The sequence below is a fragment of the Bacteroides sp. AF32-8BH genome (assembly GCF_003435205.1).
GTDB classification, from domain to species: domain Bacteria; phylum Bacteroidota; class Bacteroidia; order Bacteroidales; family Bacteroidaceae; genus Bacteroides; species Bacteroides ovatus.
This window is the reverse complement of sequence record NZ_QVLZ01000008.1, coordinates 121,607-134,118: the sequence shown is the minus strand read 5'-3', so window position 1 is coordinate 134,118 and position 12,512 is coordinate 121,607. Positions and strand designations below refer to the sequence as shown.

Sequence of the window (12,512 nt, the reverse complement as noted above, 5' to 3'; positions counted from 1 at the left end):
AGACAAACGTTATGATAAAGTTATTACGAAAACTTGCAACGGCTATGCTGCCCGCACTCCTTTGCGGCACCCTGTTCATAGGCTGCGAGGCAGATGATAAATATACGAAAGTGGACGACCTGTTCCAGCCCCGGTTTGTATTGGAGAAACCGGAGGTGAAAGCAAACTCTGTGACATTGGTATGGTATAAAGTGAACGATGCTATCTCTTATACGGTACAACTACATCAGGATCAATATTATACCAGCTTGTTTATGGAGATAGAAACCACTGATCCTTATGTGTTTATCGATGATATTCCTTACGGAACTACTTTCTATATTCGTGTACGCAGTAATGCTGCCAACGCTACCAACAACTCGCAATGGAAATACACCAGTGCCTCTATTGAAGCTCGTCCGGAATATGCCCAACTGGTGGAAGATGTTTCCAAAACCGAAATTACGGAATCATCGGCTATCATTCGCTGGAAGAAAGACAATAAACAGAATCCGGTGGATAGTATAAGCATTATCCCTATGATGAATACGACACTGCCTGGTATTAGCCGCTATCTGACCATTGAAGAAATGATGCAGGGATTTGCCGAGGTGGATGGTTTAACGAAGAATACACTGTATGCTGTCAACCTGTATGATACCAGTAAACCGCGTAAATATGACAAACCTTATAATCAGGTAACGTTCCGTACGGCAGGCCCGTCGGCTATGTCCATACCGGTAGGCTTGGATGACGATTTATCTGCGATGTTGCTGAACAACGATGTCGATCCTGAAGTGCCCGAAGGTACAGAATACTATTTGCCTGCAGGTTCTTCTTACCGCGTCACTCCGTTCGCTTTGATGAAAGGCTTCCGTTTGGCCGGTAGTCGTGATGGAGTTAAACCTATTGTTGTTTTGGAAGGTAGTTGGAGTATTGCAGAGGGTTCTTACCTCTCCAGTCTGGAGTTTGATAATATTGAATTCCGTCATGAAGCAAACAATAACTACTTTATGAATACCAGCAAGGCATACACAATAGAGAATGTCAGCTTTGTAAATTGCGATTTCATAAGTCTTCGCCGAGGTTTCTGGCGCCATCAGTCCGCTAATGCCAAGTACATTATGAATCTGGAAATGGAAGGATGCCGTTTCGAAGGTTGTGGATGGCAAACAAGTGCTTATGGTGCATTTAATCTTCAGTCTTTCGACAAAGATAACGGAGTTTCTTATGACCAGGTAGACCGTGCAATCTTCCGCAACTGTACATTTAGCAACGACAATGATGGAACCAATGGTTATGGCTGGGGTAACCTTTTCTATGCTCCTTATATGGATAAACCTATCGACCTGGAATATAAGAATGTAACTATTTACAACTACAGCCGTAATCAACGTCTGATTAACATTGAATCTGCCGTAGGTTCTAAATTGGTAATGGAAGGTATCTTGTTGGCATCCCCTTGCGGTGACTTGTTTGCTATCGGTGCTAACACTACTACTACATTCTCTAATAACTATACCACCGCAGACTATACATTGGGAGGTAAGAATATGAATGCGACCGATTTGAAAATTACGGCAGTCGAACTGTTTGCCGATCCGGCTAATGGAGACTTGACGATTAAGGATACCTCTTCTCCGATTGTAAGCAACCGTGCCGGTGATACTCGTTGGTTGCCTTAAATTTAAATTGAGAATATGAACTTACATGATTAAGAATAAATTAAAATATAATATTATGAATCTGAAACATTTATTTTTCTTAGCGGTTGCCGGAACGTTGGCAGTAGCTTGTAGTGAAGTTAATGAAAATTCTCTTACTGATGGCGATGGTCAAAGAATGCTTCGCACTATCAGTTCGGGCAACGACCGTTTCACTACACGATTGAATAGCGAAACCAGTGAATGGGAGAACGGTGATGCTATTGGTATATATATGTTCGATACGGAAGATAAGAATGTGTTGAACGATGCCCTTAACGTGAAATATACGACGATTGGCGAGGGGCTTACGGCGAACTTCTCGTCCGATCCCGGAATAGCAATCTATGATATGCCTACGAATTTCGTAGCCTATTATCCGCATACTACATCTGCAGATGTTATTGATGCCACAGCAGCACTTTATAAAGTAGATGTAAGCGATCAGTCTGACGGTATCTCTGCCCACGATTTAATGTGGGCAAAGGCTGCCAACCAGTCAACGGAATCATTGTTGGCAGGTGGATTGGCATTCACTTTCCATCATAAGTTAGTGCTTCTACGTGTTAAGATTACGAATGAAAACGTGTCGAATGTGACAAGTATAACGGTAGGGGGGATGAATACCACAGCTACTTTCAGCCTGATAGACGGGAAATTGACTAACATGGATACGCAGAAGTCTATTTCCCTGCAGAAAACAGGAGATAAATCTTTTATTGGTATCATGTTGCCTGCTGAAGAGTTGATAAATAAAATGTCGCTCACTATCATGGCAGACGGTGGTAAGTATCAGTACACAGTGCCTGAAGGCAGCAAGATAGATAAGTTTGTTGCAGGCTATGAGTATACCTTCAATATCAATGTAGGAAAAGAGACTAGCGGAGAAATAGGCGGTGGTTCCGGCAGCAACACACCTTGGGGTGATGGTGGCAGCGAGGATGGCGACGGTGATAAAGTTTCAGAGAATGAAGCAATTCCTGCTGATTATGCTCAAAAAGCGATTAATGCAGAAACAAACCTGTCGACAATATTGTCCGGTGCTTCCGGTAAAGTTGCGTTAGTATTTGCTGCCAATGCAGAAGGTTATACCTTTAGCGATGCAATGGTAGTGCCCGAAGCTGTAACAGAGTTGTTACTGATTGGTGATACAGAAAAACAAGTGAAGATGAATCTGAAACAGATACAATATACCAGTCTTCAAAAGATAGCATTGAATAACTTAGATATTACAGGTGATAACTCAACCGCTCTGCTGACTAACAATGAAACTGCCCAACTCGCTACTGATGCTGTGGTAGATTTCAAGAAGTGTAACTTTAGTAACATGAAGACTGTTTGTGACTGGTCAACCGGAGATAACGGGGCACAAAACTTACTTTCTGCTGTAGTGATCGATGATTGTCTGTTTGCCAATATGCAAAATGTCTTCAACTATTATGGTTCTAAAGCAATCACTATCACTAACTCTACACTTTATAAAATGACAGAACGCGTCATTTACGTGAAAGATGCCAATAGTGTAGTTATCACTGTCGAAAATTGCACATTGGCAGATATGGCAAAGACTCCATTTGAAAGCCGATATGCGAATGGTAATCTCTATTATAAGAATAATATTTCGGCCTGCTTCGTTACAAGTAACCCTAACATAGGCTATAAAATGGATGTACGGGAATTCTCCGGTAACTATGCAGCGGCAGCTACCGAAGCCGGACAGATGCCTGTATTGAATGTACATGGAAAAGCAATTGATACCAATACTTTTCCTAATGCCTGGATAGATACGTCCAAAACAGTTACCGAACTGTTTGAAGATGCAGGAAACGGCAACTTCAAACTGAGAATTGATGCTCAAGTAGGTGACCCGCGTTGGTATAAGAATGTAAAATAACCATTGAATTACTCTTGTAATACTGATTAAACATTACAGTTATGAAATTATTTCATTCATTATTATATCCCTTGTTAGGTGGTTTGTTTTGCCTCTCTTGTTCGGATGATGAGCAAGATACAGGCACAAAACAACCTACTACTGCGGGAGAGGTTACCTTCGGTGTAGACCTCACAGGTTTCTCAACCCGTGTCACCCAAGACGGATCGTCATGGAATGACGGAGATAAGATCGGAACATACGTATTGGATATGAAGACTCTTGAACCTGTCACAGAAGCAGCGAATGTACCTTATGTCTGCTCGGAAGAGGGTGCGTCGGTTTCTTTCACTTCCACTACACCGCTGAAAGTGCAAAATGATGGAACACCGGTGAAGTTTGTGGCATACTATCCGTATAATGCCGATGTACGTAATTTTAATTATCCCGTGCAACTGGCCGCTCAAGAAAGAGGAAGTACGGCGTGCGACTTACTATATGCTGCCACGAAAGAAGAATACACCTACTCTCCGGAGAACGAACCCCATATCTCATTAAACTTTACCCATCGTCTGGCAAAAGTGATTCTGAAGTTTGTGAATATGGAAAAAGAACCGTTGGAAGTAAGTGATGTACGGATTGAGGGGATGCAAACTGCCGCTTCATTCAATATACAAACAGATGTACTGACGGTTGACGAAAGCTCTGTTGCTACAATCAACCCTTATCACAATGCTACAACAGGATTCTACGAAGCTATCATTCTTCCATCGGCATTGACAGACAGCTATAAAGTGTCTTTCGTATTGGACGATAGAGAGAAAGAGTGGATATTTACTAATTTGGACATTGCTTTGCCGCAATTCCACAAAGGTTATAGCTACACATTCGCACTCTACATAGACGACAGCGGCTTTGTAGAGATGGGACGTCTTGAAAATGTGGAAGGTGGAAACTCATCAGCTCCCTGGGAAGACGGAAGCAGTGAGGACGGAACGGCCGAAGGTGACAAGACTCCTGTATCAGGATATGCCTTCACACCTGCCGACGGCACGCAGCAAGCACTAGCAGATACCGAACTGAAAATCGCCTTTGAAGGCACTGCACCCGAACTTGGTACGAGTGGTTGTATCCGCATCTATCGTATGAGCGACCATAAACAGGTAGATGAAATCAATATGGCAGAACGCAGACAGTCTATCGTAAACGGTCAGACCCAACTGAATACGTGGATGGATATTATCGGCGTTACGCCTACCGGTTCTTCCGTCAGTCGTCGTATCGTCAATTATTATCCGGCACGGGTGGAAGGTAAGAGTTTCATTATCAAGCCTCATCAACAGCGCTTACAACCCGACACCGAATATTATGTAACCATCGAACAGGCAGCAGTGAAACAAACAGACTTCAAGGGAGTATATGGCCGTGCATGGACGTTCAAGACGAAGCCGGCACCAGCATTGACCGGACCGAACTATGAGGTGAAAATTAGTCACACCGACCCCAATGCTGACTTCTATACTTTGCAAGGTGCTATTGACTTCTGTGCCACACATGTCGATTTGAATGCTGCTAAGACATTCCGGATGGATGACGGTATCTATCAGGAGATTATCTACTTGCGCGATCAAAGCAACATCACAGTAAAAGGAAATGCTAGTGATAATACGGTTGTCAATATTCAATATGATAACAGCAATGATATTAACGGTGGTATAGGCGGCGGAACCAATATCGATCAGTTTGCCCCTACCGGCACTATTGTGCCCTCTTCCGGAGGTCGTTCGGTGGTGATACTCGATGGTAACAGTGATAAAATCCGCTTTGAAAATGTGACGATAGAGAATGCGTATGGCTGGACACTAGGCAAGAATGGTCAGGCCGAGGCACTTTATATTAACAACAAATCGGCTGCTTTTATCAATTGCCGTGTCTTGAGTTTCCAGGATACTTTGCTTCCCGGTGGAGGTTACAACTGGTTCAAAGATTGTTTCATAGCCGGAGCTACCGATTTCATCTGGGGGGCGGGTAAGGTGGTACTGTTTGAAGACTGCGAACTTCATGCGCCTACCGGTACACGTGCTGTAATGCAAGCGCGTGTCAGTGCGGGTTACTTGGGATATGTATTCTTGAACAGCCGTTTCACGGTAGGCGAAGGCGTCACTAACTCTACTTTGATTTATCAGTTCGAGCCGGACAATCTGACCTTCTTAAACTGTACGTTTGCCGATGTGTACGGTCCTAACTTTGTAGGAGAGAATAAACCGCTGACACCGGCTGTACCTACTGTTGCCACCGGCTGCAAACTTTACAACTGCAAGACTGAATCGGGTTCGGATATTTATCAATCTATTCCGGCAACGGTGCGCAATACAGTGCTGCAACTTAGTAAGGAACAATACGATCAATACTTCGGTACACGTGAAACCATCATGAGTTGGGATGGCTATACCGATGCGGCTTGGTTCAAATAATAAAATGTTTAGGTAAAAAGATACGATGAATAGATTGAATCGAATGACTGGCTTGGTGCCGGTCATCATAGGACTATTTTGTGCTTGTCAGGGTACTGCCAAGCAGGTGGATGTGGAGACAGATTTGAAGGCAATGTATGCAGACCTTCCTTTCTCCATGCCCGCCATAGAGCGTCCCGTTTTTCCCGATTATCAGGTAAATATCTGTGATTTCGGAGCAAAAAGCGATGGGGTGACGCTGAACACGGAGGCTATTAATAAGGCTATCAAAGTAGTGCACGACAAAGGAGGGGGGAAAGTAATCATTCCGGAAGGTTTGTGGCTCACAGGCCCCATTGTTTTGCAAAGTAACGTCAATTTGCATGCAGAAAAGAATGCTTTGATTGTGTTTAGCGGTGACACCTCGTTGTATCCGATTATTACGACTTCATTTGAAGGACTGGATACACGGCGCTGCCAGTCGCCTATCTCGGCAATGAATGCAGAAAACATAGCTATTACCGGTTATGGCGTTTTTGATGGAGCGGGAGACAGATGGCGTCCTGTGAAGAAGGATAAAATGACGGACAGACAGTGGAAGAATCTGGTGAACTCCGGTGGTAATGTGGATGAGAACGGCAAGGTGTGGTATCCTAATGAAGGGGCATTGAAAGCATCCGTTCTCATGTCTGGCCAGGGGAATCAACAGGCTGAAATCACGAGTGAAGAATGGGAGGAGATGAAAAGTTGGCTGCGTCCTGTACTGCTAAGTATTGTGAAGAGTAAAAAGGTGCTTCTGGAAGGCGTGACTTTCAAAAACTCTCCGAGCTGGTGTCTTCATCCGCTTTCGTGCGAATCTTTGATATTGAATGATGTAAAGGTGTTCAATCCCTGGTATTCGCAGAACGGAGACGCGCTCGATGTGGAATCATGCAAGAATGTGCTGATTGCCAACTGTTTCTTTGATGCGGGAGATGATGCAATCTGCCTGAAGTCTGGTAAAGACGAAGATGGCCGTCGCAGAGGTGAACCTTGTGAGAATGTGATTGTGAGAAACAATACCGTTTTGCATGGTCATGGCGGATTCGTAATTGGTAGTGAGATGTCCGGAGGAGTGAAGAATGTATATGTGTCCGAATGTTCTTTTATCGGCACGGATGTCGGGTTGCGGTTTAAAAGTGCCCGTGGACGTGGTGGCGTCGTGGAGAATATTTACATCAACAATATAAATATGATTGATATTCCTAATGATGCTTTGATTGCCGATTTATATTATGCGGCCAAAAGTGCTCCCGGTGAACCGATTCCGAGTGTGAGTGAAGAGACTCCTGCTTTTAGGAACATCTATATCTCGGATGTGTTTTGCAGGGGAGCAGGACGGGCGGCGTATCTGAACGGACTTCCCGAAATGCCGATTGAGAATATTTCCATCAAGAATATGGTGGTTACAGGTGCTAAAGAGGGTATTGTAGTGAATAAAGTGGCAAAGCTCAACATTGAGAATGTGGAAATTGACACTCCCGATCAATCTATGATACAGATAGAAAATACAACGGATATCACCATTAACGGAAAAGAGTTGGGAACGATTTCGGAGAAGCGGTTACTAACCAAAAACTAACTATACTAATTGTTTTTATACTGTTTTTATTGTCAATCTGTCAGGGTGGCAGTTAAAGATGTGAATTACAGTATAATACATGCTGACAATAGAAGCTGACAATAGGCTGACAATAAAGATTCCCGTCTTTTATTGTCAGCCTGTTTTTTTATCGTATAGTTATGCTGACATCTTGGAATTGTTGTTTTAAGGTTCTGATATAGTTGCATTCGTATGCCTGTACAGTTGAGTAAGTATGTCTGTATAGTTGAGTAAGTATACCTGTATAGTTTGATTAGTGTGCCGGTATAGTTGGACAAAGGTGCCGCAGGGAAAACGCATTATAAATCATGTAAAATAAGTTCCCATAAGAATTCATTATCCCACCCTGCTATTAATCTTTTTCTATTGATTGGTATCTCTCTTTTGTTGTTTCTTAATGTAGCCAATGCAATTTTCGCCAGTACGGAGAAGTTTAATGCTGATATATTTCTTCTTCTGGTATTATCTTCATGGAAATTGACATCTAGCTGCCAATGTAGATTATTCTCAATTTCCCAGTGTTCTCTACTATTTTTAAGTATCTTCTGCGCATCAGGTTCCAAGGAAGATATAAAACATCTTTTTTCCACTGTAGTGCCTTTGTTTGTATTTCTGGTATTCTCTATATATCCGAAAGACTGTATATTTTTCCACTTCTTTCTAATATCTGCTCCCAGGAAACCAGGATCGTTGCAGCAATAGCAGATTCTCGACTCATTCCTGCCATGTCCTTCTTCATGCGTCTCATATTTGTCAAATCGTACTGTTGTACCTTTTGATACAATACTTTCTGTTACTGACAGTACTATTTCCTTTAATTTCGGTTGATTATCTTTCACTATAAAAATGTAGTCACCTTCTCCCTTTATGACTTTCTCTGCAATTGTACGCTGGCATCCTAAAGCGTCAATTGTAATAATACAATCTTTTATACACAACATATCTAATAATTCAGGAATGACAACTATCTCATTTTCCTTTTCTTGTGTACATAACTGTCCAAGGGAGATTCCCAGTTCTGTTGCAAATGCACTGATGACATGCAATTTGTACTTTCCCGTATTCGAATCAGGAAGCACTCCTTGTTTACGATGACGCTTGTCCTATTCGGATTCATAGGCTCCTCGTATGGTTTTACCATCAATGGCTATATGCCCCGAATAACATTTGAGAATGCTTTGGACCCATTGCCTATAAGATTCTTCAAATTTTAAAGGATCTAATGCCGAGAAAAAGCGATTAAATGTATCATGGGAAGGGATACCATTAAAATTGGAAAGCTTGGCTGCAAAAAAAGATTCTTTACTTTTACCAAAGTCTTCTATTGAATTCCAAGTATCAGCGCCACATATAACAGCAGAAATTGCAATAAGAACAATGGTACTGGCCTGATGTTTTTTACAACGGTCTATCCGGTTATCTATCAATATTAATGAATCAGCAAATTCATGTAGGTTGCTGATCTCAATCTTTCTTTTAGTTTCTTGCTTCATTTTAATTGTGATTTATAATCACGTAAATGTACTCAAATAATATTGTAAATGAAAGATAAATATCTTATTAATAAGATGAAAAGACAATATTGGTGTAAGATAAATGTATAAAAGATTAAGGAAAGAGTATAATGCGTTTTCCCTGAAAGGTGCCGCTATCTTTACCTTCCCACGGCCGTGGTAGCTTCTTCTCACGGCCGTGGTGAGATACTACCACAGCCGTGGAGAGATCTCGTCACGGCCGTGAAGAACTAACAAGATCGATACTTTAGCAGAACGATAACGGCACCTTAGTTGAACAATAACGGTGTCTTTGCGGAATAATGCAGGCTTGGTAAGTAAGGGATAATAGCTGCATAGTGCAGTTTTAAACAATAATAGGCTGACAATAAAAGACGGAAATCTTTATTGTCAGCCTATTGTCAGCTTCTATTGTCAGTGGGTAATAGCTTGAAAACAATCACTTTATGAAGCCATAACTCTTGGCCTGACAATAAAAACCATTTTTTATAAATTCTCAATGTAGCCTAAGTTCATTAACCCGGCCTCAAATTGTATGTAATAGCATTGCCTATTGAATCTGAATACTGCACGTTTGCAAGTCTTTTTCATTTGAACTGTTTCCGTAAAGTATCTTATATGTTCCGTTTAAAGGACGTATGGTATTGGTCGCTGCATCAAACCATTCGAAAGAATCGTACGGAAGCTCTATCTGGACGTTCTGTGTCTTACCTTTAGCAATGCTAACCCGTTGGAAACCACGAAGAGTTTTTTGCGGACCTTCTTTGTCGTCAGGACGGCAGATATACACTTGAACCACTTCTTCACCGTCTCTCTGCCCGACGTTACTTACCGGGATAGTAAGGATTGCTTTTTCGCCTTTGGTCAGCTTCGATTGGTTCAGGGTAGCTTTCCCATAAGAGAAACGGGTATAACTTAAACCGTAGCCGAATGGATAAAGAGGTGTTTCCGTCATGAAACGGTAGGTACGTCCCTTCATCGAATAATCTTCATAATCCGGTAATTGTTGCATGCTTTTATAGAAAGTGATAGGCAGACGTCCGGCAGGATTGTAATCTCCGAAAAGAACATCGGCAACGGCTGTTCCACCTGCCTGTCCGGGATACCATGCTTGCAGGATAGCATCGCAATTCTGCGTTTCAGGCACGATGGCCATTGCCGAACCGGAGAAGTTGACGAATACTGTTTTCTTTCCATTCTTCTTTAGAAGAGCAAGAACTTCTCGCTGGATGGCGGGCAATTCGATTTCTGTACGGTCGCCGCCTTTGAATCCGGGGTCGGATACCCGCATGGATTCTCCTTCCAATAGGGGGGAGATGCCTCCGGCAAAGATAACTACATCTGCGCTTTGCAACTTGTTCAGGATTTCACGGGCATCCATTGGAGTTTGTTTTGCCAAGTCGAAGTTCAGTGCAGGGTTATCTTTAACCTGAATAAAACGCAACTCGATGTCGTAACTCTTTCCTGCTTCGTAGTTGAAAGAATACAGATTGGTATGATTCTTGATGTTGGTGGCTTCTGCTATTTGCTTGCCGTTGAGGAATAAAGTAACTCCTCCGTTAGTCATCACGCGGAAAGTGGCGGCACCGGAATCTGTTGGGCGGAAAGTGGAACGATAGATGGCGGTGAAGTTTTTCAATCCTACACCGGGAGCAAATACGGTAGAACCTTCTGCACTGAAATGGAAAGGAGTGGTCAGACGGTCGGTTGCAGCAATTTTGCCTTTATATTCGCGGTTATTCCAGTAGGTGGCGTTGAATCCGGCTTCTCCGTCGATGCTGCACTGATTGAATAGGCTGTGCAGGGTGGTGTCGTTTGTATATCCGCATACAGGTTCGTAGATGATTTGTGCGTCAGGTAGTTTGGCGCGTATTCCTTCCAGTAAAGTGACGGTATGTGAAGGAAAGCCGTTGTAGTTACCCCATTGCATTACCGAGTCGTTGGCGTTGGGGCCGATGACTGCGACTTTCATCTGACGGTTTAATGGAAGGATGTTGTTATTGTTTTGGAGTAATACCAGACTTTCATGTGCCATTTTCAGTGCCAGTTCTTTGTGTTTGGGACAGTCGATAACAGAAAATGGAATGTTACTCCAGGGATGAGTCGAATTCATTTCTCCCAGTTCAAAGCGGGCTTTCAGTAGTCTTTTGACTGATGTATTGATTTTCTCTTCCGAAATCAGGCCTTTTTTCACAGCATCGGTGATGCTTTTGAAGTTACCGCCACATTCGAGATCTGTTCCGCTTAAAACAGCGTCGGCAGAGGCATGGGCGGCATCGGGATGCGTTTCATGTTTCTTGCGTTGGAAAAAGTCTCCGATTGCTCCGCAGTCGGTGACTACGATTCCTTTGAATCCCCAGTCGTTGCGGAGAATTTGGGTTAACAGACGGTTGCTGCCGCAGCAGGGATCGCCTTCGAAACGGTTGTAAGCGCACATCACTTCTTTAACTCCTGCTTTTTGTACCAGTTCCTTGAAAGCAGGAAGGTAGGTTTCCCATAAGTCTCTGGGTGCAATGTTTTCTGCGTTGAAGCTGTGACGGTTCCATTCGGGACCCGAGTGTACGGCAAAGTGTTTGGCGCAGGCATGAAGTTTGTCATATTCGGCATCTTCCGGTCCTTGCAGACCTCTGACTGCCGCCATTCCCATACGTCCGCTTAAATAAGGGTCTTCGCCGTATGTTTCCTGTCCCCGTCCCCAGCGGGGGTCGCGGAAGATATTGACGTTGGGAGTCCACATGGTCAGTCCCTGATAACGTTTATATTGTCCTTTTTCATTGAATTGGCGGTTCTTGGCGCGTGCTTCGTCAGATACGGCATCAAAGACTTCGTATAATAGTTCGTCGTTGAAAGAAGCGGCCATACCTATGGCTTGTGGAAAGACAGTAGCCAGTCCGGCGCGGGCAACGCCATGAAGAGCTTCGTTCCACCATTCATACGGCTTAATGCCAAGCCGGGGAATAGCCGGTGAGTTGTTTTGCATCAACGCCACTTTTTCTTCTAATGTGAGGCGTTGAAGTAAATCGTCCGCCCGTTGTTCCGCAGTTAATTTCGTGTCCTGATAGGGATACTTGCTGGGTTGTTGTGCCTGTACATTTACCCCTTGAATTCCGATAAGACAGGCAATGATCCATTGCTTTTTCATTTTCTAGTTCTTTTGGTTTTTAGATTTGAGACTGCAATAGTACGTGCTTTTCATTATTTTTGTGGGGAATATCCGGTAGAAAAGGAGGATTTCCTATGCAAGGCTTATTTGGAGCCGATAAATCCATAGACCTGTTCAAAGATAAAACATTTTAGCTGAATAGAACGTGAACTTTATAATGTAAATAGAAAGATACTGAAATGTTT

Annotated in this window: 5 protein-coding genes and 1 pseudogene; 4 read left to right on the top strand and 2 right to left on the bottom strand. The window is 43.1% G+C overall.

Features of this window, described 5'->3' with window-relative positions:
• Positions 1-11: 11 nt before the first annotated feature.
• The 4 genes from DWZ47_RS07370 to DWZ47_RS07355 are packed head-to-tail and all read left to right on the top strand — an operon-like array spanning position 12 to position 7,629.
• Entirely contained in the window at positions 12-1,664 is a 1,653-nt protein-coding gene (locus tag DWZ47_RS07370) for a DUF5123 domain-containing protein (RefSeq protein WP_117512685.1), read from the top strand.
• Positions 1,665-1,719: 55 nt separating this feature from the next.
• Positions 1,720-3,576 carry a fimbrillin family protein gene (locus DWZ47_RS07365; protein WP_004320964.1) on the top strand — a complete coding sequence of 619 codons (1,857 nt, stop codon included), beginning with the start codon at positions 1,720-1,722 and terminating at the stop codon, positions 3,574-3,576.
• 41 nt (positions 3,577-3,617) lie between these two features.
• Complete coding sequence (locus DWZ47_RS07360; protein ID WP_117512684.1) at positions 3,618-6,029, top strand: pectinesterase family protein; 2,412 nt, start codon at positions 3,618-3,620, stop codon at positions 6,027-6,029.
• Between the two features lie 25 nt (positions 6,030-6,054).
• Positions 6,055-7,629, top strand: coding sequence for a glycoside hydrolase family 28 protein (locus tag DWZ47_RS07355; RefSeq protein WP_117512683.1), 1,575 nt, complete (start codon positions 6,055-6,057; stop codon positions 7,627-7,629).
• A gap of 320 nt (positions 7,630-7,949) precedes the next feature.
• Here DWZ47_RS07355 and DWZ47_RS07350 read toward each other — a convergent pair.
• Both DWZ47_RS07350 and xyl3A read right to left on the bottom strand, forming a co-directional pair.
• Positions 7,950-9,143 (bottom strand): annotated as a pseudogene (locus DWZ47_RS07350) (ISAs1-like element ISBaov2 family transposase).
• Positions 9,144-9,714: 571 nt separating this feature from the next.
• On the bottom strand, positions 9,715-12,306 hold the full coding sequence (gene xyl3A, locus DWZ47_RS07345) for a xylan 1,4-beta-xylosidase (protein WP_117512682.1): 2,592 nt from the start codon (positions 12,304-12,306) through the stop codon (positions 9,715-9,717).
• Between the last annotated feature and the right edge of the window lie 206 nt (positions 12,307-12,512).

Excerpts from the sequence above, each read along its gene's own strand:
- DWZ47_RS07370 (WP_117512685.1), top strand. The coding sequence starts at position 12 with ATGATAAAGTTATTACGAAAACTTGCAACGGCTATGCTGCCCGCACTC.
- DWZ47_RS07365 (WP_004320964.1), top strand. The coding sequence starts at position 1,720 with ATGAATCTGAAACATTTATTTTTCTTAGCGGTTGCCGGAACGTTGGCA.
- DWZ47_RS07360 (WP_117512684.1), top strand. The coding sequence starts at position 3,618 with ATGAAATTATTTCATTCATTATTATATCCCTTGTTAGGTGGTTTGTTT.
- DWZ47_RS07355 (WP_117512683.1), top strand. The coding sequence starts at position 6,055 with ATGAATAGATTGAATCGAATGACTGGCTTGGTGCCGGTCATCATAGGA.
- xyl3A (WP_117512682.1), bottom strand. The coding sequence starts at position 12,306 with ATGAAAAAGCAATGGATCATTGCCTGTCTTATCGGAATTCAAGGGGTA.